Source organism: Shinella sp. NM-101, assembly GCF_021401195.1.
GTDB lineage: Bacteria > Pseudomonadota > Alphaproteobacteria > Rhizobiales > Rhizobiaceae > Shinella.
In genome coordinates, this window is sequence record NZ_JACBFT010000006.1 from 34765 (window position 1) to 55577 (window position 20813).

Annotated in this window: 18 protein-coding genes; 10 read left to right on the forward strand and 8 right to left on the reverse strand. The window is 67.9% G+C overall.

Features of this window, described 5'->3' with window-relative positions; all coding sequences use genetic code 11:
* Positions 1 to 75 precede the first annotated feature (75 nt).
* The 4 genes from cyoB to L0976_RS13195 all read left to right on the forward strand — a co-directional run bounded on the left by cyoB (position 76) and on the right by L0976_RS13195 (position 4075).
* Positions 76 to 2079, forward strand: a complete 2004-nt coding sequence (cyoB, locus tag L0976_RS13180; RefSeq protein ID WP_234187783.1) for a cytochrome o ubiquinol oxidase subunit I — start codon at positions 76 to 78, stop codon at positions 2077 to 2079.
* Between the two features lie 4 nt (positions 2080 to 2083).
* Entirely contained in the window at positions 2084 to 2707 is a 624-nt protein-coding gene (gene cyoC, locus L0976_RS13185; RefSeq protein ID WP_234187785.1) for a cytochrome o ubiquinol oxidase subunit III, read from the forward strand.
* Positions 2704 to 3102, forward strand: coding sequence for a cytochrome o ubiquinol oxidase subunit IV (cyoD, locus tag L0976_RS13190; RefSeq protein ID WP_203315767.1), 399 nt, complete (start codon positions 2704 to 2706; stop codon positions 3100 to 3102). Before cyoC ends, cyoD begins: the two co-directional genes overlap by 4 nt.
* A 253-nt stretch (positions 3103 to 3355) precedes the next feature.
* Complete coding sequence (locus L0976_RS13195) at positions 3356 to 4075, forward strand: SURF1 family protein (protein WP_234187786.1); 720 nt, start codon at positions 3356 to 3358, stop codon at positions 4073 to 4075.
* A 201-nt stretch (positions 4076 to 4276) separates the two neighbouring features.
* On the opposite strand, the gene L0976_RS13200 is transcribed toward L0976_RS13195, so the two are convergent.
* The 6 genes from L0976_RS13200 to kdpF are packed head-to-tail and all read right to left on the reverse strand — an operon-like array spanning position 4277 to position 12133.
* A complete protein-coding gene (locus L0976_RS13200; RefSeq protein WP_203315769.1) occupies positions 4277 to 4972 on the reverse strand; it encodes a response regulator in 696 nt (231 codons plus the stop codon).
* Entirely contained in the window at positions 4969 to 7659 is a 2691-nt protein-coding gene (locus tag L0976_RS13205) for a sensor histidine kinase KdpD (protein ID WP_234187788.1), read from the reverse strand. Before L0976_RS13205 ends, L0976_RS13200 begins: the two co-directional genes overlap by 4 nt.
* A gap of 8 nt (positions 7660 to 7667) precedes the next feature.
* On the reverse strand, positions 7668 to 8237 hold the full coding sequence (gene kdpC, locus L0976_RS13210) for a potassium-transporting ATPase subunit KdpC (RefSeq protein ID WP_234187790.1): 570 nt from the start codon (positions 8235 to 8237) through the stop codon (positions 7668 to 7670).
* Between the two features lie 2 nt (positions 8238 to 8239).
* Positions 8240 to 10276 (reverse strand): potassium-transporting ATPase subunit KdpB, encoded by a 2037-nt coding sequence (gene kdpB / locus L0976_RS13215; RefSeq protein WP_234187792.1) that lies wholly within the window; start codon positions 10274 to 10276, stop codon positions 8240 to 8242.
* A 10-nt stretch (positions 10277 to 10286) separates the two neighbouring features.
* On the reverse strand, positions 10287 to 11996 hold the full coding sequence (gene kdpA, locus L0976_RS13220; protein WP_234187793.1) for a potassium-transporting ATPase subunit KdpA: 1710 nt from the start codon (positions 11994 to 11996) through the stop codon (positions 10287 to 10289).
* Between the two features lie 17 nt (positions 11997 to 12013).
* Positions 12014 to 12133 carry a K(+)-transporting ATPase subunit F gene (gene kdpF, locus L0976_RS13225; protein WP_233290590.1) on the reverse strand — a complete coding sequence of 40 codons (120 nt, stop codon included), beginning with the start codon at positions 12131 to 12133 and terminating at the stop codon, positions 12014 to 12016.
* A 350-nt stretch (positions 12134 to 12483) separates the two neighbouring features.
* Here kdpF and L0976_RS13230 point away from each other — a divergent pair, with 350 nt between their 5' ends.
* The 5 genes from L0976_RS13230 (at position 12484) to L0976_RS13250 (ending at position 16755) form a co-directional block, all read left to right on the forward strand.
* Positions 12484 to 13428 carry an ABC transporter permease gene (locus tag L0976_RS13230; RefSeq protein WP_233290581.1) on the forward strand — a complete coding sequence of 315 codons (945 nt, stop codon included), beginning with the start codon at positions 12484 to 12486 and terminating at the stop codon, positions 13426 to 13428.
* Positions 13421 to 14362, forward strand: coding sequence for an iron chelate uptake ABC transporter family permease subunit (locus L0976_RS13235; RefSeq protein ID WP_203315776.1), 942 nt, complete (start codon positions 13421 to 13423; stop codon positions 14360 to 14362). Before L0976_RS13230 ends, L0976_RS13235 begins: the two co-directional genes overlap by 8 nt.
* The gene (locus L0976_RS13240) at positions 14359 to 15117 is read left to right on the forward strand and encodes an ABC transporter ATP-binding protein (RefSeq protein ID WP_234187795.1); all 759 of its coding nucleotides are present in this window, start codon (positions 14359 to 14361) and stop codon (positions 15115 to 15117) included. Before L0976_RS13235 ends, L0976_RS13240 begins: the two co-directional genes overlap by 4 nt.
* Before the next feature lie 104 nt (positions 15118 to 15221).
* Positions 15222 to 15995 carry an SDR family NAD(P)-dependent oxidoreductase gene (locus L0976_RS13245; RefSeq protein ID WP_234187797.1) on the forward strand — a complete coding sequence of 258 codons (774 nt, stop codon included), beginning with the start codon at positions 15222 to 15224 and terminating at the stop codon, positions 15993 to 15995.
* Between the two features lie 10 nt (positions 15996 to 16005).
* Positions 16006 to 16755 carry an SDR family NAD(P)-dependent oxidoreductase gene (locus L0976_RS13250; RefSeq protein WP_234187800.1) on the forward strand — a complete coding sequence of 250 codons (750 nt, stop codon included), beginning with the start codon at positions 16006 to 16008 and terminating at the stop codon, positions 16753 to 16755.
* A gap of 132 nt (positions 16756 to 16887) precedes the next feature.
* On the opposite strand, the gene L0976_RS13255 is transcribed toward L0976_RS13250, so the two are convergent.
* Both L0976_RS13255 and L0976_RS13260 read right to left on the reverse strand, forming a co-directional pair.
* Positions 16888 to 17922 (reverse strand): ABC transporter ATP-binding protein, encoded by a 1035-nt coding sequence (locus tag L0976_RS13255; RefSeq protein WP_203315780.1) that lies wholly within the window; start codon positions 17920 to 17922, stop codon positions 16888 to 16890.
* Positions 17919 to 19400, reverse strand: a complete 1482-nt coding sequence (locus L0976_RS13260) for an iron ABC transporter permease (protein WP_233290591.1) — start codon at positions 19398 to 19400, stop codon at positions 17919 to 17921. Before L0976_RS13260 ends, L0976_RS13255 begins: the two co-directional genes overlap by 4 nt.
* Positions 19401 to 19774: 374 nt before the next feature.
* Between L0976_RS13260 and L0976_RS13265 the strand changes: the two genes are divergently transcribed.
* Positions 19775 to 20782, forward strand: a complete 1008-nt coding sequence (locus L0976_RS13265; RefSeq protein ID WP_234188018.1) for an iron ABC transporter substrate-binding protein — start codon at positions 19775 to 19777, stop codon at positions 20780 to 20782.
* Positions 20783 to 20813 lie beyond the last annotated feature (31 nt).

Below are 20813 nucleotides of genomic sequence, written 5' to 3' on the forward strand. Positions count from 1 at the left end.
GTGCCCGCCATCGGCGGCGGACACGCGAGGCCCCAAGATTTCCGGGCCGCATCTGAAACGCTATTGGACGATCCCATGTTCGGTGACACCAGCCTCACGCATTTCCTCTTTGGACGGCTTTCCTTCGAAGCGATCCCCTACCACGAGCCCATCCTCGTCGTGACCTTCGCGGTGGTCGCGCTGGGCGGCATCGCGCTCCTCGCGCTCATCACGAAGTTCAAGCTCTGGGGCTATCTCTGGCACGAGTGGTTCACCAGCGTCGATCACAAGAAGATCGGCATCATGTACATCATCCTCGCCATCGTCATGCTGCTGCGCGGCTTTGCCGATGCCATCATGATGCGCATCCAGCAGGCCATCGCCTTCAACGGCAGCGAGGGCTACCTCAACCCGCACCACTACGACCAGATCTTCACCGCCCATGGCGTGATCATGATCTTCTTCGTGGCGATGCCCTTCGTCACCGGCTTCATGAACTATGTCGTGCCGCTGCAGATCGGCGCGCGCGACGTCTCCTTCCCCTTCCTCAACAACTTCTCCTTCTGGATGACGACGGCGGGCGCGATCATCATCATGATGTCGCTCTTCGTCGGCGAGTTCGCGCGCACCGGCTGGCTCGCCTATCCGCCGCTGTCTGGCGCGGACTACAGTCCCGGCGTCGGGGTGGACTATTACATCTGGGGCCTTCAGGTGGCGGGCGTCGGCACGACGCTGTCGGGCATCAACCTCATCGCGACCATCGTGAAGATGCGCGCGCCGGGCATGACCTTCATGAAGATGCCGGTCTTCACCTGGACCTCGCTCTGCACCAACATCCTGATCGTCGCGACCTTCCCGATCCTCACCGCCACGCTCGCGCTCTTGTCGCTCGACCGCTATGTCGGCACGAACTTCTTCACGAACGACCTCGGCGGCAACCCGATGATGTATATCAACCTCATCTGGATCTGGGGCCACCCGGAGGTCTACATCCTCGTCCTGCCGGCCTTCGGCATCTTCTCCGAGGTGGTGGCGACCTTCTGCGGCAAGCGCCTCTTCGGCTATGCCTCGATGGTCTATGCGACCTGCGTGATCATGATCCTCTCCTACATCGTGTGGCTGCACCACTTCTTCACGATGGGCTCGGGCGCCTCGGTCAACGCCTTCTTCGGCATCACGACCATGATCATCTCGATCCCGACGGGGGCGAAGATGTTCAACTGGCTCTTCACCATGTATCGCGGGCGCATCCGCTACGAGGTGCCGATGCTCTGGACGGTCGGTTTCATGGTGACCTTCGTCATCGGCGGCATGACGGGCGTGATGCTGGCAATCCCGCCTGCCGACTTCGTGCTGCACAATTCGCTGTTCCTCATCGCCCATTTCCACAATGTCATCATCGGCGGCGTGCTGTTCGGGCTGATGGCGGGCGTCGTCTACTGGTTCCCCAAGGCCTTCGGCTACAAGCTCGATCCCTTCTGGGGCAAGATGAGCTTCTGGTTCTGGCAGATCGGCTTCTTCTTCGCCTTCATGCCGCTCTACGTGCTCGGCCTGATGGGCGTCACCCGCCGCGTCAGCCAGTTCGAGGATCCCTCGCTGCAGATCTGGTTCGTTATCGCCGCCTTCGGCGCCTTCCTGATCGCGCTCGGCATCGCCTCCTTCATCGTCCAGCTCGTCGTCAGCTATTTGAGGCGCGACCAGCTACGCTGTGACAGCGGCGATCCGTGGGACGCCCGCACGCTCGAATGGTCGACCTCCTCGCCGCCGCCGGACTACAACTTCGCCTTCACGCCCGTCGTGCACGACCACGACAGCTGGTACGACATGAAGAGCCGCGGCTATGTGCGCCCGCTGGAAGGCTTCAGGCCAATCCACATGCCGAAGAACACCGGCACGGGCATCATCCTCGCCGGCATCAGCACGGTGCTCGCCTTCGCGCTGATCTGGTACATCTGGTGGCTGGCTGCGCTCTCCTTCATCGCGATCGTCGCGGTGTCGATCGCCCATACCTTCAACTACGACCGCGACTTCTTCATCCCCGCCGAAACGGTGACGGCGACCGAGGACGCGCGCACGAAACTGCTGCAAGAACGGACCTGAGCCCATGAGCGCGACCCAAGTCCACGACACCGGCGAAAAGCCGACCTTCTACCTGACGGAAGAGCACCACCCGGAAAACAGCACCATGCTGGGCTTCTGGCTCTACCTGATGAGCGACTGCCTGATCTTCGCCGTGCTGTTCGCGACGCATGGCGTGCTCGGCCGCAACTATGCCGCCGGCCCGTCGCCGGCCGACCTCTTCGACCTGACGCTCGTCGCGATCAACACGGCGATGCTGCTCTTCTCCTCCATCACCTACGGCTTCGCGATGCTCCAGATGGAGCGCAATGCCAAGATGGAGACCCTGGTCTGGCTCGCCATCACCGGCGTCTTCGGCGCGGCCTTCCTCGGGCTGGAACTCTACGAGTTCTACCACCTGATCCTCGAAGGCGCGGGGCCGACGCGCTCGGCCTTCCTGTCGTCCTTCTTCACGCTGGTCGGCACGCACGGCCTGCACGTCACCTTCGGCATGATCTGGCTCATCACGCTGATGGTGCAGGTGAAGAGGCGCGGCCTCACCCATGAGAACCGCCGCCGGCTGATGTGCCTTTCCATGTTCTGGCACTTCCTCGACGTCATCTGGATCGGCGTCTTCTCCTTCGTCTATCTTCTCGGAGTCCTCGGATGAGCGCGCACCCCACCCACGAAAGCGCGGCCGAAGCCCACCACGCGCACAGCCACGGGCACGAGGCCGGCCACGGCTCCTTCAAGGGCTACATGATCGGCTTCCTCCTGTCGGTGGTCCTGACGGCCATTCCCTTCTGGCTGGTCATGGCGGGCGTGCTGGAAAGCAAGCTGCTGACGGCCGTCCTCGTCATGGGCATCGGCGTCGTGCAGATCTTCGTGCACATGGTCTACTTCCTGCACATGAACCCGCGCTCGGAAGGCGGCTGGACGCTGATGGCGCTGATCTTCACGCTCATCATCGTCGGCATCGCGCTGGCGGGCTCGCTCTGGGTCATGCACCACCTCAACGCCAACATGATGCCGATGACCCACGACATGATGAAGAACATGCCGTGAGGGTGGCGGTGGGTGTGGGCGTTGCCCCATCCCCTTCTCCCCCACGGGGAGAAGGTGCCGGCAGGCGGATGAGGGGGATACCGGAGGCAGAAAAAATCAACGGTTTCATTCGGAGTACCCCCTCATCCGACCCTTCGGGCCACCTTCTCCCCGTGGGGGAGAAGGGAAGAACGGCAACGCCCAGTCCCATGGGCGATGGCTCCTCCCTGTGGCGGAGACGCCCGGCAGGGCAGAGAGGGGTGCGATAGCACCGATGTCCGAACCATCTTCCCGCGCCCGCTTCGTCCTCGCCGCCTTTCTGGTCCTGCTCGTCACCGTCTTCCTCGCGCTCGGCACCTGGCAGGTGCAGCGGCTCTTCTGGAAGCTCGATCTCATCGCCCGCGTCGAAAGCCGCGTCCATGCCGATCCGGTTCCCGCGCCGGTCCGGTCGGAATGGCCCTCGGTCGATAGGGAGAAGGACGAATACCGCCGCGTCACCGCCACCGGCCTCTTCCGGCACGACAGGACGGTGCTGGTGCAGGCCGTGACGGAGCGGGGCGCCGGCTTCTGGGTGGTGACGCCGCTCGTCCTTGCCGACGGCTCGGCGATCCTGATCAACCGCGGCTTCGTGCCGGCGGAGAGGAGCACGCCCGAGGCGCGGCTGGCGGGCGAGATCGCCGCCGGGCCGGTCGCGGTCACGGGGCTTTTGCGCATGACGGAGCCGGGCGGGGCGTTCCTGCGCTCCAACGATCCGGCGGCGGATCGCTGGTTCTCCCGCGACGTCGCGGCCATCGCGGCGGCAAAGGGCCTTGCCGATGTCGCACCCTATTTCATCGATGCGGATGCGACGCCCAATCCGGGCGGGCTGCCCATCGGCGGCCTCACCGTCGTCGCCTTCCGCAACAGCCATCTCGTCTATGCATTGACCTGGTACGCGCTCGCCGCCATGAGCGCGGCGGCGGCCTGGCGGGTCTTGCGGCGGCCTGCGCCGTAAAATCCGGGCTTGAAAAAAAGAAGCCCCGCACGAAGCGGGGCAGCAAGCGTCACGGTTTGGCTCCCAATGACGCGGGGAAGCTCGCGGGTTGCGCGAGTGATCTCCCACTAGGGGTTTGCCGGCGCAGAGGGAAGGTCTGATTCCGCGAATCCGGTACGGTTGCGCAAAAAAATGCGCAGGCGGCCACCCTTTCTTCGCCCGTCACGTTTCCGGGTCGACCACCAGCCGGTAGCCGACGCCGGGCTCGGTGCGCACGATGGACGGTCGCGTCGGGTCCCGCTCGATCTTCTGGCGAAGCTGGCCGATGAAGACGCGCAGATAATGAAGGTCCTCGCCGTGGGCCGGCCCCCAGACGGAGGTGAGCAGCGTCTTGTGGGTGACGACGCGACCCGCATGGCGGGCGAGCAGGGTGAGGAGATCGTATTCCTTCGGCGTCAGCCGGATCGGCTCCTCCTCGCGCAGGACCAGCCGGCGCACGGTGTCGATGACGAGGCCGTCGGTGGCAAGCGTTGCCGGCGGCGCGGCGGCGCGCGCGCGGTGGCGCAGCGCGGTGCGGATGCGGGCGGTCAGCTCGCCGATGCCGAAGGGCTTTTCGATATAATCGTCCGCGCCGAGGTCGAGGGCGGCGATCTTCTCGCTTTCGCGCTCGCGGGCCGAGAGGATGATGATCGGGATGGTCGTCCAGCCGCGCAGGCTGGTGACCACCTCCTTGCCGTCCATGTCCGGCAGGCCGAGGTCGAGGATGACGAGGTCGGGGGCGGTCGTCGCCACGGCCTTCAGCGCTTCCCCGCCCGTGGCCGCCTCGACCACGTCATAGCCCGCCGCCTTGAGGGCGGGCTTGAGGAACCGCTGGATCTGCGGCTCGTCGTCGACAACAAGGATGCGCTCGTTTGTCATTTCGCCCTGTCAGCCTTCTTCTCGCCCGCCGGGAAACGGATGACGATGCGCGTGCCCCGTTTCTTCACCGCCGGGCTCTCCGCATGGATCCTGCCGCCCATCGCCTCCACGAAGCCGCGGGCGATGGAAAGGCCGAGGCCGGTTCCGGGCGCCCGGCCGTCCGGCTTGCCGCGGCGGTAGAACTTCTCGAAGACGCGGTCGAGCTCCGCGGGCGCGATGCCCTTGCCGAGGTCGGTGACGGAAATCAGCACATCCCCGCCATCGCGCCGGGCGTAGACGTTGACCGGTTCCTCGCCGCCATACTTCACCGCATTGTCGAGCAGGTTGAAGAGCACCTGCCCGAGCAGCACGCTGTCGCCCTCGATGAGCGGCAGGTCGGGCGCGATCCCGGTTTCGATGACCTTGCCGGGGAAGTATTTTCGGGCGCGCTCGACGGCGGCCTGCACCACGTCGGAGACGTCGAGCCAATCGCCCTTCGGCTTCAGCGTGCCGGATTCGATGCGCGTCATGTCGAGGAGGTTGGAGACGAACCGGCTCATGCGGCTGCCTTCCTCCTCGATCGACTGGAGCAGGTCGTCGCGGCTTTCGGGCGTCATCCGGTCGCCGAGCTGGCGCAGGCTGGTGACGGCGCCCATGATCGTGGCGAGCGGGGTGCGCAGGTCGTGCGAGATGGAGGAAAGCAGCGCCTCGCGATAGCGCTCGCCCTCCAGCCTTGCGGCCTGCTCCACGCTTTCCTCCGAAAGGCGGGCGCGGTCGAGGGCGATGGCGGTCTGGTCGAGGATGGCCGAGAGCGCGCGCTCGGCGTTGAGGTCGAGCCGCTCCTCGGTCTGCTCGATGCCGCACACGCCGACCAGCCCGTGCGGCCCCATCAGCGGGCGGAACTCGAAGCGGCTGTTCGGCAGGGTGCCGGTGCCGGAGCCGGCGGTCTCCTGCTTGTCGCGCGTCCAGCGCGCCGCGGTGAAGTCGGTGACGTCGAGGTCGGTATCCGGTGGCCAGACGGCGGCGATCCTGAGGTCGCCTTTGTCCGGCAGCAGCAGCACGATGTTGCGCCTCAGGCTGGCCTGGAGGTGCGAGACCGCCACCCAGATCGCATCGTCGGCCTTGGCGGTCGTCGAGAGCTTGCGCGAGAAATCGTAGAGCGACTGCAGGGCCGTGGCGCGCACGCGGGCGACCTCCGCCTGCTCCTTGATGCGCGAGGCGAAGCCCCCGGCGATGATGGCGACGGACAGGAAGACGATGAGCGCGAAGACCTCGTGCGGCGCCGTGATGGTGAAGGTGTGCAGCGGGTCGATGAAGAGGAAGTTGTAGGCGAGCGCCGACAGGATCGCCGCGATGAAGGCCGAGACATAGCCGCCGAGCACCGCCGAGCCGAGAACGGCGAGCAGGAAGAGCAGCGAGATGTTGGGCAGCTCGGCAAAGACATAGACGAGCTTGCCCGCGGCCGCGATGGCGGCGGTGAGGCCGGCGGCGATGAGGGCCGACTGGCGATAGGAGGCGAGTGCCGGCAGGGGAAAGCGTGTCGCGGCCTCCGGCTTCTCCGCCTTGTCGGGCGTCACGAAATGCACGCCGATGCCGGCCGCCTCGCGCGAAAGCGTATCGGGAAGGGAACGGGAGAGGAACCGCCTCCAGCCGCGGTGGCGCCCGGCGCCGATGACGATCTGCGTCGCGTGCTCGCGGCGGGCGAGTTTGAGGATCTCCTCGACGAAATCGTTGCCGACCACCCGCCGGGTTTCGGCGCCAAGCTGCTCGGCGAGCCGGAACAGCGTCTCCATGCGCTGCAGCCGCTCCGTCGTCTCGACCTCGCGGTCCGCCCGCTCGATGGAGACGACCAGCCACGGCGCGTTGAGGCCGGTGGCGAGCCGGCTTGCCACGCGCACGACCTTTTCCGAAAGCGCGTCCGGCCCGACGCAGACGAGCAGCCGCTCGCCCGTCGCCCAGGGGCCTTCGATGGCGTTCTGCCTGAGGTAGTCGACCATCTGGTCGTCCACCCGGTCGGCCGTGCGCCGGAGGGCGAGCTCGCGCAGCGCCGTGAGGTTGCCGAGGCGGAAGAAGCGGTCGACGGCGCGGCTCGCGCTTTCCGGCAGGTAGACCTTGCCCTCCTTGAGGCGCTCGATCAGTTCCGTCGGCGGCAGGTCGACCAGCACGACCTCGTCGGCCTTCTTCAGCACGACATCGGGCACGCGCTCGCGCACGGTGACGCCGGTGATCTGCGCCACGAGATCGGCGAGGCTTTCCAGGTGCTGGATGTTGAGCGCCGTCCACACGTCGATGCCGGCGGCGATCAGTTCCTCGACGTCCTGGTAGCGCTTGGGATGCCGGCTGCCTTCTGGATTGGAGTGGGCAAGCTCGTCGACGAGCACGATGCGCGGGCGGCGGGCGAGTGCGCCGTCGAGGTCGAATTCCTCCAGCGCCTTGCCGCGGTGGCTGGCCGCAAGGCGCGGCAGCACCTCCAGCCCGCCGAGGAGGGCGGCCGTCTCGCTGCGGCCGTGGGTCTCCACGAGGCCGGCGACGATGTCGACGCCTTCCGCCTTCAGGCGCGCGGCGCGGGTCAGCATGGCGTAGGTCTTGCCGACGCCGGGGGCCGCGCCCAGGAAAACGGTCAACTTGCCCCGGCGGTCTTTCTCCGCAAGGGCAAGCAATGCATCGGGGTCCGGTCTGCGACTGTCGTCGCGGTCGATGTCGGCCATTCTCCCTCTCATGTGCCGCGCGCATCGAGCGCCAGGTTGAGCTGTAGCACGTTCACCCGGGGCTCGCCGATGAATCCGAAAAGCCGGCCTTCTATACGGTTTTCGACGAGGGTCGCCACATCCGTCTCGGACAGTCCCCGGGCCTTTGCCACCCGCGCGACCTGCGCGCGCGCGAAGGCCGGGGAGATGTGCGGGTCGAGGCCGGAGCCCGACGTCGTCACCGCGTCGGCGGGTACGGGCGTGGCGATGCCCGCCGCCTTCAGCCGCTCGACATCGGCCGCGACGCGCGCCTTGAGCTTCGCGGCGGTCGTGCCGAGGTTGGAACCGGACGAGGCGGCGGCGTTGTAGGCGTCCGGTCCGGTCGCCGAAGGGCGCGGCCAGAAATATCCGTCCGTCGCGAAGGACTGGCCGATCAGGGCGGAGCCGACGACGGTTCCGTTCCTCTCGATCAGCGAGCCATCGGCGGCTTGTGGCATCAGGGCCTGCGCGACACCCGTCACGGCAAGCGGATAGGCAAGCCCGAGAAGCGCGGTCAGGGCGAGGACGAGGGTGATGGCCGGGCGAAGTTGGTTCAGCATGATTACACCAGATGTAGGGCGCTGACGGCAAGGTCGATAGCCTTGATGCCGGCAAAAGGCAGGATCAGGCCGCCGAGGCCGTAGACGAGGAGGTTGCGGCGCAGGAGCGCGGCCGCGCCCGCCGGGCGGTAGGCGACGCCCCGCAGCGCCAGGGGAATGAGCGCGACGATGATCAGCGCGTTGAAGATGACGGCCGACAGGATGGCCGATTGCGGCGAGGCAAGGCCCATGACGTTGAGCGCGCCGAGCGCCGGATAGGTCGCGACGAACAGCGCCGGGATGATCGCGAAATATTTCGCCACGTCATTGGCGATGGAGAAGGTGGTCAGCGATCCGCGCGTCATGAGGAGCTGCTTGCCGATCTCGACGATCTCGATGAGCTTGGTGGGGCTGGAATCGAGGTCGACCATGTTGGCCGCCTCGCGGGCCGCCTGGGTACCGGTCTGCATGGCGACGCCCACATCTGCCTGAGCGAGGGCGGGGGCGTCGTTGGTGCCGTCGCCGCACATGGCGATGAGCCGGCCGCCCTGCTGCTCGCGGCGGATATAGGCGAGCTTGTCTTCGGGCGTCGCCTGGGCGAGGAAATCGTCGACGCCGGCTTCCGAGGCGATGGCGGCGGCGGTGACCGGGTTGTCGCCCGTCACCATCACGGTGCGGATGCCCATGGCGCGCAGCGCCGCGAAGCGCTCCTTGATGCCGGGCTTCACCACGTCCTTCAGGTGGATGACGCCGAGGAGGCGATCTCCGTCCGCGACGGCGAGCGGCGTGCCGCCGCTGCGGGCGATCGTCTCGACGGCGCGGTGGAATTCGTCCGGCGCGGCGCCTTGCGCGACGCCGGCGAAGCGCAGCACGGCATCGACCGCGCCCTTGCGCAGCCGGCGGCCGGCGACGTCGACGCCGGAAAGGCGGGTTTCGGCGGTGAATGCGATCACGGCGTCGAAGCGGGCCTGCGGCATGGATGCGCCGAATTCGCCCGTGGCGAGCGCCACGATGGAACGGCCCTCCGGCGTTTCGTCGGAAAGGCTGGCCAGGAGCGCGGCTTCCGCAAGCTCGGCCTGCGAAACGCCGGGGGCCTGCAGGAAGTCGCTTGCCATGCGGTTGCCGAAGGTGACGGTGCCGGTCTTGTCGAGCAGCAGCGTATCGACGTCGCCGGCCGCCTCCACCGCCCGGCCCGAGGTGGCGATGACGTTGAAGCGCACGAGGCGGTCCATGCCGGCAATGCCGATGGCCGAGAGCAGGCCGCCGATGGTGGTGGGGATCAGCGTGACGAGGAGGGCGGCGAGCACGGTCACCGTCAGTACCGTGCCGGAATAGCCGGCAAGGCCCCAGATGGCGACGCAGACGAAGAGGAAGATCAGCGTGAGGCCGGAGAGCAGGATGGAAAGCGCGATCTCGTTCGGCGTCTTCTGCCGCTGCGCGCCCTCGATGAGCGCGATCATGCGATCGACGAAGGAGGAGCCGGGCGCGATGGTGATCTTCACCCTGATCTCGTCCGAGAGCACCTGCGTGCCGCCTGTCACGGCCGAGCGGTCGCCGCCGGATTCGCGGATCACGGGGGCGGATTCGCCGGTGATGGCGCTCTCGTTGACCGAGGCGACGCCCTCGATCACCTCGCCGTCGCCGGGGATCAGTTCGCCGGCCGCCACGAGCACGACATCGCCGACGGCCAGAGTGGTGGCCGGTATCGTCTCCACCGTGCCGGAGGCCGTGAGCCGCCGGGCGGTCAGTTCGGATTTCGTGCGCTTGAGGCTGTCGGCCTGCGCCCGGCCGCGCCCTTCCGCGACGGCCTCCGCGAAGGTCGCGAAGAGCACGGTGAACCAGAGCCAGGCCGCGATCTGGCCGGAGAAGCCGGCCTCCGCGCCGCCCGTGAAGAGGTCGCGCAGGAAGAGCACGGTCACGACGGCGGCGACCGCTTCGGTGACGAAGATCACCGGGTTGCGCACGAGCCGGCGGGGATCGAGCTTGACGAAGGCGTCGCGTGCGGCCGGCAGCAGGATTGCGGGGTCGAGAAGGCTTTGGGCGTGATGGTCCCTGGACATGGCGTTCTCCTTAGAAGGTCTGGCCGGCGAGCATCGCGAAGTGCTCGACGATGGGGCCGAGGGCGAGCGCAGGGAAGAACTGCAGGCCGCCGAGGATGAGGATGATGCCGATCAGCAGGCCGACGAAGAGCGGCCCGTCCGTGGGGAAGGTGCCGGCCGACGGCGGTGCCTTGACCTTGGCGGCCAGCGCGCCGGCGATCGCCATGACCGGAACGACATAGGCGAAGCGGCCGAGCAGCATGGCGATGCCGAGGGTCGTGTTGTACCAGACCGTATTGCCCGAAAGCCCGCCGAAGGCCGAGCCGTTGTTGCCGGCCGTCGAGGTGAAGGCATAGAGGATTTCCGACAGGCCGTGCGGCCCCGGCGTGCCGATGCTCGCGACGGCGAAGGGCAGCATGGCGGAAACGGCGGTGAATCCGAGGATGGCGAGCGGCAGGACGAGCACCGCGAGCATGGCATATTTCATCTCGCGGCCCTCGATCTTCTTGCCGAGGAATTCCGGCGTGCGGCCGACCATCAGGCCGGACACGAAGACGGCGAGCAGCGCGAAGACGAGCATGCCGTAGAGGCCGGACCCCACCCCGCCCGGCAGCACCTCGCCGAGCTGCATCAGGAACATCGGCACGAGGCCGCCGAGCCCGGTGAAGGAGCCGTGCATGGCGTTGACGCCGCCATCGGAAAGGCCGGTGGTGACGGCGGCATAGAGCGCCGTCATGGCCTGGCCGAAACGCACTTCCTTGCCCTCCATGTTGCCGCTCGCGCCATCGACGCCGAGCGCGGTGAGGATCGGGTTGCCGGCGGCTTCCGCCCAGTAGACGGTCGCGACGCCCGCGATCAGCAGGATCGCCATGGCGCTGACGAGCGCCCAGCCCTGCCGGCGATTGCCGACGAGTTCGCCGAACGTGTAGACCAGCGCGGCCGAGATCGACAGCATGGCGAAGATGTTGAGATAGTTCGAGAAGGCCGTCGGGTTCTCGAACGGGTGGGCGGCATTGGCGTTGAAGAAGCCGCCGCCATTGGTGCCGAGCTGCTTGATCGCCTCCTGGCTGGCGACCGGGCCGAGCGCGATGGTCTGGCCGGGGCCTTCCAGCGTCGTCGCCGTCACGGAGGCGTCCAGCGTCTGCGGGAGGCCCATGGCGACGAAGACGAGCGCCACCACGAGGGCCAGCGGCAGGAGCACGTAGAGCGTCGCCCGCGTCATATCCACCCAGAAATTGCCCAGCGTCGCGGCCCTGGAGCGCGCGAGCGCCCGCGTCAGCGCCACGGCCAGCGCCATGCCCGTTGCGGCGGAGAGGAAGTTCTGCACCGTCAGGCCCGCCATCTGGCTGAAATGGCTGAGCGTGGTTTCGCCGCCGTAGTTCTGCCAGTTGGTGTTGGTGACGAAGGAGACCGCCGTGTTGAAGGCAAGGTCCGGTGCCATGCCGGCAAAGCCCTGCGGGTTGAGCGGCAGATAGGCCTGGAGCCGGAGGATCGCGTAGAGCGCGACAAAGCCGGCGAGCGAAAAGACCAGCATGGAGAGCGTATAGGCGAGCCAGCCCTGTTCCCTGTCCGGCGAAATGCCGGACAGGCGGTAGAGGTCCGTTTCGAGGCGCCCGAAAACCGGCGACAGCGTGGTGCGCTCGCCCGAGAAGACGCGGGCCATGTAGAGGCCGAGCGGCTTGATGGTGATCAGCACCGCAAGGAAGAAGAGGGCGATCTGTAGCCACCCGATCATGGTCATGGGATTCTCCTGGAGGCTCAGAAGCGTTCGGGCCGAAGCAGCGTGACGACGAGATAGACGCCGAGGGCGACGGCGACGAGAAGGCCGAAGAGGGGTTCGATCATCGCCGCCTCACAGCCGGTCGAGCGCGCGGGCATAGGCGGCAAGGACGATGAACGCGCCGCAGCCAAGCGCAAGAAAGATGACATCGGACATGTCCGTTCTCCTGTTTTGCTGGCAGAAGACTAGGCCCGGCGGGGGTCAGGTTTCGATTGGGAAGGCGCGCGGGCGGCATAAGGAAAAGATAAGGGCCGGCGCTGCGACAGAATGGGCGGCTTCCCTTGCCGAGGAAACATGAGTAAGGACGTAATGTTTTTGACGGGCGCTTCGGTGCCACCCGGATGCGAGGGGAAAGCCATGCCTGACACAGCAGACCGCCGGACCTGCCCGGCCCAGGCCGCCTGAACCCTCCCCCATGACTGCCGCCGTTTCGCAACCTTCTCTCCGGATGACCGTGCTTGCGGGCCTCGCGCTCGCGGCGCTCTTCATGCTCAGCCTTGCCGTCGGCGTCAGCCCGCTGCCGCTCGGCAGGGTGCTTTCCGACCCGGATGCGCTGCAGCTCCTCGTCGTCAGCCGCCTGCCGCGCACGCTCGCCGCCATCCTGTGCGGCGCGGGCCTCGCCATTGCCGGCCTCATCATGCAGACGCTTTCGCGCAACCGCTTCGTCGAGCCGGCGACGGCCGGCACGGCGCAGAGCGCGGAGCTCGGCATCCTGCTCGTCACGCTGTTCTTTCCCGCCGCGGCCCTGCCGCTGAAGACGCTGGTCGCGGGCGGCGCGGCCCTTCTCGGCACCTCCGTCTTCCTTGCGACGGCGCAGCGCCTGCCGCCGGCCCAGCCTTTTCTCGTGCCGCTCTTCGGCATCGTCTATGGCGGTGTCGTGGGCGCGGCGGCGACCTATGCCGCCTGGCAGGCCGATCTCCTGCAATATCTCTCCGTCTGGACGAACGGCGACTTCTCCGGTGTGTTGCGCGGGCGCTACGAACTGCTGTGGATCTCGGCACTGATGGTGGCCGTCGCCTGGTTCGTCGCCGATCGGCTCACCATCATGGCGCTCGGACGCGAGGCGAGCGTCGGGCTCGGCATCGACTATGCGCGGATGATGCAGATCGGCCTCGTCATCGTCTCGGTCATCACCGCCCTTTCGGTGGTCGTCGTCGGCATGATCCCCTTCGTCGGCCTTGCGGTGCCGAACATCGTCTCGCGGCTGATGGGCGACAATGTGCGCGGCACGCTCGGCTGGGTGGCGGCCGGCGGAGCGGGGCTGGTGCTCGCCTGCGACATCGCCGGGCGTCTCATCCGCTACCCCTACGAGATCCCGGTCGGAACCGTCATGGGCGTGGTCGGCGGCGCGATCTTCCTCTGGCTTCTCTTCCGGCGCGGCACCCATGGCTGAGCGCCGCCTTCTCGTCCTTGCCGCCGCAGCGCTGCTCTGCATCGCCGCGTTCCTGGCGATCGGGCTCAGGGGCAACATCGCCTTCGTGCTGGAGCTTCGCCTCCTCAAGCTCGCGGCGCTCGTCCAGGTCGGCGTCGCCATCGCCCTTTCCACGGTGATCTTCCAGACCGTCACCGGCAACCGTATCCTGACGCCCTCGGTCATGGGCCTCGATGCGCTCTATCTCTTCGGCCAGATGCTGATGATCTTCCTGCTCGGCGGCATCGGCTATGTCGCCCTGGATCCGCAGTTGAAGTTCGGCATCGAGGTTCTGTTGCTCATGGCGCTCGCCTCCGCGCTGCTTCTGCCCATGCTGAGAAGCCGGCTCGACATGGGGCTGATGCTGCTTGCCGGCGTCGTCTTCGGCGTCCTGTTCCGCAGCCTCTACGCCCTGCTCGCCCGTCTTATCGATCCCAACGAGTTCGCCGTGGCGCAGACGGCGAGCTTTGCCAATTTCAACGCCGTGCGCACGGATCTCCTCGTCTTCGCCGCTATCGTGACGGCCGTTGCCGCCGTCGTTGCCTGGCGGTCGCGCCATGTGCTCGACGTCGTCTCGCTCGGGCCCGATACGGCGACGGGGCTCGGCATCGGCTGGGCGGGGACGGTCACGGGCCTGCTCCTCCTCGTCTCGGCGCTCGTCGCCGTCTCCACCGCGCTCGTCGGCCCCGTCGCCTTCTTCGGCCTGCTCGTGGCGGCGCTGGCCGAGCGCATCGTCGGGACCCGCCGGCACGGCGTGCTGCTGCCGGCGGCCGGGCTTGCCGGCATCGTCGTGCTCGTCGGCGGGCAGACGCTCTTCCAGCACGCGCTCGGCAACGCGACGGCGCTCGGCGTCGTCATCGAATTCGTCGGCGGGCTCGTCTTCCTCCTCCTGTTGTTCCTCGGGAGCCGCAAATGATCCGGATAGAAAACGTCTCCTTCAGGCACCGGACGGCGCCGATCCTCTGCGATGTCAGCCTGATCATCCCGAAGGGCGGCGTCGTGGCGCTGATCGGCCCGAACGGCGCGGGGAAATCCTCGCTGTTGTCCCTCGTCGCCCGCCTCCAGCCGCTGCAGGCCGGCGAAATCGAGATCGACGGGCTGCCGGTGCACACGACGCCCGGCCGCCAGCTTGCGAAGGTCGTCGCCATCCTCCGGCAGGACACGACGGTGGCAAGCCGCCTCCGGGTGCGCGAGCTGGTCGGCTTCGGCCGCTTCCCGCATGGCCGTGGCCGCCTGACCGATGCCGACCACGCCGTCATCGACGCGGCGCTCGCGAGGTTCGACCTCACCGACCTTGCGGACCGCTTCATCGAGACGCTTTCGGGCGGCCAGCGCCAGCGCGCCCTCGTCGCCATGGCCTTCGCGCAGGGGACGGACTACCTGTTGCTCGACGAGCCGCTGAACAATCTCGACATGTACTATGCCCGCGAGCTGATGCGCTCGCTGCGCGCCGCCGCCGATGCGAACGGCAAGACGGTCGTCATCGTGCTGCACGACATCAACCAGGCGAGCGCCCATGCCGACCGGATCGTCGCGATGAGGGGAGGGCGTATCGTTGCCGACGGTGCGCCCGCCGACATCCTGACGCCGGACACGCTGGAGGCCGTCTTCGGCTTCCGCATGCGGGTCGAGGCGATCGAGGGCAAGCCCTTCGTGCTGCATCAGCTCTGAAGTAATCGTGCGGTGATCGCATGGGGCCATGCGAACTCTGCTGTTGACTACGGCCGCGGCGGTCCGTCTTCTTGCCCGCAAGTCGAATTCAGCGAGGAGCAGGCATGGAAGACAACAAACGCGTAGCGCTGATCGCCGGCGGAGCCGGCGGCATGGGGGCGGCAATCGCCGCGCGGCTTTCCGCCGATGGTTTTGCGGTCGCCGTCGCGGACCTTGAATCCGGGCGCCTGACGGCAGCCGTGGAACAGATCGAAGCCGGCGGCGGCGAGGCGCTCGCCGTGCCGCTCGACATCAGCAAGGTCGCCGCCTGCGCGGCCGCGGTCGAGGCTGTCATGGCCTGGCGCGGGCGGCTCGACGTGGTGGTCAATTCCGCGGGCGTCTGGCGCGAGGGCGAGGCCGTGTCGATGACCGAGGCGGACTGGGACGTCGTCATGGACGTCAACCTGAAGGGGGCGTTCTTCCTCATCCAGGCGGCGATCCCGCACCTCGGAGCCGGTGCCTCCATCGTCAACATCGCGTCCGATGCCGGCCTTGTCGGCAACAACGGCGCGTCCATCTACTGCGCCTCCAAGGGCGGCCTCGTGCTGCTGACCAAGGCGCTGGCCCTTGAACTGGCCCCGCGCCAGATCCGCGTCAACGCCGTCTGCCCCGGCGATGTCGCGACGCCGATGATCGAGTTCCAGGCCGAGCGCTACGGTGGCGGCGATCCGGACGGCTACAAGGCGAAGCTCCTGTCGAACTATCCCCAGCAGGCCGCCGCCCGCTTCATCCGGCCGGAAGAGATCGCGCGCATGGTCGCCTTCCTCTGCGAGAAGGATGCGGCGCCCATCACGGGTGCGGCGCTCTCGATCGATTTCGGCGTGACCGCCGGCTACTGAGGAGACCGACATGCAGCGCAAGACGGCAATCATCACCGGCGCGGGCGCCGAAGACGGCATCGGCTTCGCCTGCGCACGCAGCCTCGCGGAGGAGGGCTTCCACGTCCATCTCGTGGCGACCAGCGCGCGTATCCTTGCCCGCGCCGAGGAACTGCGGGCCGCGGGTCTTTCCGCCACCGGCCATCTCTGCGACCTGACCTCCAGGGCGGCGGTCGCGGCGTTGCGGCAGGAGACGGGGCCGGCGGCGGTGCTCGTCAACAATGCGGGCATGGGCAGCCTCGCCCAGCCGGCGCTCCAGCGGGAATTCGTCGAGCTGGAGGAGGAGGACTGGGACCGCGGCATCTCGGTCAGCCTCAAGACGGCCTTCCTCGCGACCCGCATCTACCTGCCGGACATGCTGGCGGACGGCTATGGCCGCGTGGTCAACGTCGCCTCGGTCACCGGCCCCTATGTCGCAAATCGCGGCGAGACGGCCTATTCCGCCGCCAAGGCCGGCATGGTCGGCATGACCCATGCGCTGGCGCTCGAAGCCGGCCCGAGCGGCGTGACGGTCAACGCCGTCGCTCCCGGCTGGATCGACACCGGCGCCTCCACGGAGGAGGAGCGCCGTGCGGCGAAAGCAACGCCGTGCGGGCGGGCCGGCCGGCCGGGCGAAGTCGCGGCCGCGGTCGCCTTCCTCGCTTCCCCGAAGGCGAGCTACATCAACGGCGCGGTTCTCGTCGTGGACGGGGGCAATATCCTTCAGGAGGCCAAGCACTAGGTGGGCCTTCGCCCGTCAGCGCTGAGGGACGCCGAATCCCGCCGGAAAGGCCGGGGCCGGCAGAAGGCACCAGGCGGCTGCCAAGCCGTGATGTGAGCGGGATGATGCGGATTGCGGGCAGACGGCTGGCGGCTAGGCGAAGACATGCGCCTTGCCGGTGACGTCGAGGCGCACGAGATTGCCGGCCGCCGGCAGGGCGACGCTGGAGGTCTTCAGCGTGATCGGCGGAAGCGCCGCGTCGGCGAGCGCGACGGATATGGTGCAGACGGCGCCGCCGAACTGCACATCCACCACGCGCCCGCCGTTCAGCGGCGTCACGTCCTCGACGGCGACGCGGATCTGCTCCGGCCGCAGCATGATCTCCGCCTTGCCCGTGTGGTTGCCGTCGACGGCCACGCGGCCGAGCGCGCAATCGGCGAAACCGTCGCGGACGATGGCCGGCAGCAGCACGGCGTCGCCGAGGAACAGGGCCGTCTCGCGGTCGCGCGGCTGGCGATAGAGTGTCTGCGGCGCGCCCGCCTGGACGAGCCGGCCGGCGCGCAGCACCGCCACCTGGTCGGCGAAGGAGAGGGCTTCGGACTGGTCGTGGGTCACCAGGATCGCCGTTATGCCGGCCGCATGGAGCACGCGCGCCACCGCCTTGCGCATGTTCTCGCGCAGGCTCGTGTCGAGGGCGGAGAAAGGCTCGTCGAGCAGCATCAGGCGCGGCCGGCGGCCCAGCGCGCGGGCGAGCGCCACGCGCTGCTGCTGGCCGCCGGAGAGCTGGTGCGGCCGGCGTGTCGCCATCGCGGCATCGAGCTCCACCATTTCGAGGAGCTCGGCGATGCGCCGCGTCCGGTCCGTCGCGCCGCGCTCGAAACCGAAGGCGATGTTGTCGGCGACGCTCAGATGCGGGAACAGGGCGCCGTCCTGCGAGACGATCCCGATGCCGCGCTTGTGCGCGGGAATGCCGGCCGGACCGTCGGCAAGCAGCTTGCCGTCGAAGCGCACGCGGCCGGTATCGGGGAATTCGAAGCCGGCGATGATGCGCAGGAGCGTCGTCTTGCCCGATCCCGAAGGGCCGACCACCGCCGTGCGGCCGCCGGCCATGACCGACAGGTTGACCCGGTCCAGCGCCTGCACCGTCCCGTAGCGCCGGCTGATGTCTTCCAGATCGAGCAGCGTCATTGGCCGGTCGTCCTCTTCGATTGAGCGTGAAGCAGCAGTGTGAGCGGCAGGGAGAGCGCCACCATCATGACCGCGTAGGGCGCGGCGGCGACATAGTCGATCTCGCTTGTCAGCGACCAGAAACGCGTGGCGAGGGTCTCCACGCCGATCGGCGCCAGCATGAGCGTTGCCGTCAGCTCGTTGATGATGCCGAGCGCGACGAGGGCGATGCCGGCCGCGGCGCCCGGCGCGGCGAGCCGGAGGGTGACCTGCCGCACCGCCTGCCCGGGCGTGCGCCCGAGCGCCATCGCCGCCCGCTCCAGCTCGACGGGCGCCTGTGCGATGCTGGCCCTCAGCCCGACCATCGCGCGCGGCAGGAAGAGGAGGATGTAGCCGGCCAGCAGCATGGCGAAGGTCTGGTAGAGCGGCAGCAGGAAGCGAACCGTGATCGATGCCAGCGCCAGCGCGACCACCACGCCGGGCAGCGAGCCGATATAGTAGTGGCAGGCTTCGAGGAGCCTCTGGAGCCGGCCGGGTGCGCGCACCGAAAGCCAGGCCATGGGAATGGCGGCGAGGGTCGCCAGGATGCCGCCGGCCAGCGCGAGGACGACGGTCTGCAGGACCGCACGCGCCACGCCGCCCGTCCAGATGTCGAGCCCGCCGAGCCAGAGCCAGCGGCAGAGCGTGGTGAGCGGCACGCCGAGCGTCAGGGCGGCAAGGCCGGCCGGCAGCAGCATGACGGGCAGCCTGAGCCGGCCGAGCCTGCGCCGATCCGTCGGCCTTGCCGCGCCGGACCCGACGCGGGCATAGCGCTCGTTGCCGCGCAGGAGCACCTCGAGGCCGAGCAGCAGCAGGCAGCCCGTCACCAGCACGCCGCCGATCATGTTGGCCGCGGGGCTGTTGTAGGAGGACTGGAACTGGTCGACGATGGCTGTGGCCAGCGTGTCGAAGCGGATCATGGCGAAGAGGCCGTATTCCGACAGGAGATGCAGGGCGATCAGCAGCGAGCCGCCGCAGATGGCGATGCGAAGCTGCGGAAGGACCACGCGAAAGAAGACCGCGGCGGGGGCATGGCCGAGCGAGGCGGCGGCGTCCTCCACGGCCGGGTCCAGCCGGCGCAGGGCCGCGGCGACCGGCAGATAGAGAAACGGATAATAGGCGAGGACGGCGACGAAGACGCCGCTTGCCAGCCCCCGCATGCTCGGCACGAGGCTGATCCACGCATAGCTGTGGACGAAGGCCGGCACGGCCAGCGGCGTTATCGCAAGCCAGGCCCAGAGGCGGGGAAAGGGGATGTCGGTGCGTTCCGTCAGCCAGGCGAGCCCGACGGCGACGGCGATCGACAGCGGGATGGTGAAGATCTCCAGATAGATCGTGCTGAGGACCAGTTCCCCGACGCGGGGGCGGAAGACGAGTGCCCTGACCGTTTCCCAGCCGACGTCGTAGGTCACGAGGGCGATGAAGCCGAGCGGAACGAGGCTGAACAGCGCCACCAGCATGGCCAGCGCCACGACGGGCGCATAGGGGATGCGGGCGGTGCGCCGCCTGCGCGCCGCCGGCCAGGCCCCGTCGAGGGTTTGCGCTGTATTTTCCTGCAACAAGGCTCGTGCCTTCATGCCATGACAAGGAGGCGGCCCCTATCGTCCCGGTGACGACAGGCGGCCTGACCCTGCCCTAAGGATTTCTTGAGTAAAACGCAATGGTTTGTGATGCCGCACGCGTTTTCGGTGACTTGCGGCGGCGAAATTCGCGCGCCGCGCAGGGGACTCGTCCGGACCGGCGTGCTATAAGTGGAGTATGAATGGATAGTTTTTCGGCCCCGCCGATTCTGGTAGCGACGGGCGATACGGCACATCTCGTGAAGGAGAAGAACATGACCAAGTCGATCCCGATGGTGTTGGCGGCGCTCTCGCTCGCGGCGTCCATGTCCCTTGCGCCCGTCGCCCGCGCGCAGGGGGCGGAGGAGCTGGTGGTCTACAACGCCCAGCACGAAGCGCTCGGCAATGCCTGGATCGAGGCTTTCACGAAGGAGACGGGCATAAAGGTCGTGGTGCGCAAGGGCAGCGACATGCAGCTCGCCAACCTGATCCTGGAGGAGGGCGACCTTTCTCCCGCCGATGTCTTCCTGACGGAGAATTCCCCGGCGATGGTGCTGCTCGACGAGGCCGGCCGTTTCGCCCCCGTCGAGAAGGAGACGCTCGACCAGGTGCCGGCGGAGTACCGTCCGGCGGACGGCATGTGGACCGGCATCGCCGCCCGCTCCACGGTCTTCGCCTATGACAGGACGAAGCTCACCGAGGACAAGCTGCCGAAGTCGCTGCTCGACCTCGCCGATCCCGCCTGGAAGGGCCGCTGGGGCGCCTCGCCGGCCGGCGCGGACTTCCAGGCCATCATGGGCGCGCTGCTGCAGTTGAAGGGCGAGGAGACGACGGCGAACTGGCTCGGCGCGATGAAGGAAAACGCGACGCCCTACAAGGGCAACAGCATCGCCATGAAGGCGGTCAATGCCGGCGAGATCGAAGGCGCGGTGATCTATCATTACTATTGGTTCGGCGACCAGGCCAAGACGGGCGAAAACAGCGGCAACGTCGCCCTGCATTACTTCAGGAACCAGGATCCGGGCGCATTCGTCAGCATTTCGGGCGGCGGCGTGCTGAAGTCCGGCAAGCACCAGAAGGAGGCGCAGGCCTTCCTGAAGTGGATCGCGGGCAAGGGCGGCCAGTCCATCCTGCGCGATGGCGATTCCTATGAATATGCTGTTGCCGGCGAGTCCAATCCCAAGCTCGTTCCGCTGAAGGACCTCGATGCGCCGAAGGTGGAGGCCTCCACGCTCGACAACAAGAAGGTCGTGGAACTGATGACGGCCGCCGGCCTGCTTTGAGGCCTGACGTTGCGCGGCGCAGTCCGCGCAG

Excerpts from the sequence above, each read along its gene's own strand:
- cyoB (WP_234187783.1), top strand. The coding sequence starts at position 76 with ATGTTCGGTGACACCAGCCTCACGCATTTCCTCTTTGGACGGCTTTCC.
- cyoC (WP_234187785.1), top strand. The coding sequence starts at position 2,084 with ATGAGCGCGACCCAAGTCCACGACACCGGCGAAAAGCCGACCTTCTAC.
- cyoD (WP_203315767.1), top strand. The coding sequence starts at position 2,704 with ATGAGCGCGCACCCCACCCACGAAAGCGCGGCCGAAGCCCACCACGCG.
- L0976_RS13195 (WP_234187786.1), top strand. The coding sequence starts at position 3,356 with ATGTCCGAACCATCTTCCCGCGCCCGCTTCGTCCTCGCCGCCTTTCTG.
- L0976_RS13200 (WP_203315769.1), bottom strand. The coding sequence starts at position 4,972 with ATGACAAACGAGCGCATCCTTGTTGTCGACGACGAGCCGCAGATCCAG.
- L0976_RS13205 (WP_234187788.1), bottom strand. The coding sequence starts at position 7,659 with ATGGCCGACATCGACCGCGACGACAGTCGCAGACCGGACCCCGATGCA.
- kdpC (WP_234187790.1), bottom strand. The coding sequence starts at position 8,237 with ATGCTGAACCAACTTCGCCCGGCCATCACCCTCGTCCTCGCCCTGACC.
- kdpB (WP_234187792.1), bottom strand. The coding sequence starts at position 10,276 with ATGTCCAGGGACCATCACGCCCAAAGCCTTCTCGACCCCGCAATCCTG.
- kdpA (WP_234187793.1), bottom strand. The coding sequence starts at position 11,996 with ATGACCATGATCGGGTGGCTACAGATCGCCCTCTTCTTCCTTGCGGTG.
- kdpF (WP_233290590.1), bottom strand. The coding sequence starts at position 12,133 with ATGCCCGCGCGCTCGACCGGCTGTGAGGCGGCGATGATCGAACCCCTC.
- L0976_RS13230 (WP_233290581.1), top strand. The coding sequence starts at position 12,484 with ATGACCGTGCTTGCGGGCCTCGCGCTCGCGGCGCTCTTCATGCTCAGC.
- L0976_RS13235 (WP_203315776.1), top strand. The coding sequence starts at position 13,421 with ATGGCTGAGCGCCGCCTTCTCGTCCTTGCCGCCGCAGCGCTGCTCTGC.
- L0976_RS13240 (WP_234187795.1), top strand. The coding sequence starts at position 14,359 with ATGATCCGGATAGAAAACGTCTCCTTCAGGCACCGGACGGCGCCGATC.
- L0976_RS13245 (WP_234187797.1), top strand. The coding sequence starts at position 15,222 with ATGGAAGACAACAAACGCGTAGCGCTGATCGCCGGCGGAGCCGGCGGC.
- L0976_RS13250 (WP_234187800.1), top strand. The coding sequence starts at position 16,006 with ATGCAGCGCAAGACGGCAATCATCACCGGCGCGGGCGCCGAAGACGGC.
- L0976_RS13255 (WP_203315780.1), bottom strand. The coding sequence starts at position 17,922 with ATGACGCTGCTCGATCTGGAAGACATCAGCCGGCGCTACGGGACGGTG.
- L0976_RS13260 (WP_233290591.1), bottom strand. The coding sequence starts at position 19,400 with ATGCTGGTGGCGCTGTTCAGCCTCGTTCCGCTCGGCTTCATCGCCCTC.
- L0976_RS13265 (WP_234188018.1), top strand. The coding sequence starts at position 19,775 with ATGACCAAGTCGATCCCGATGGTGTTGGCGGCGCTCTCGCTCGCGGCG.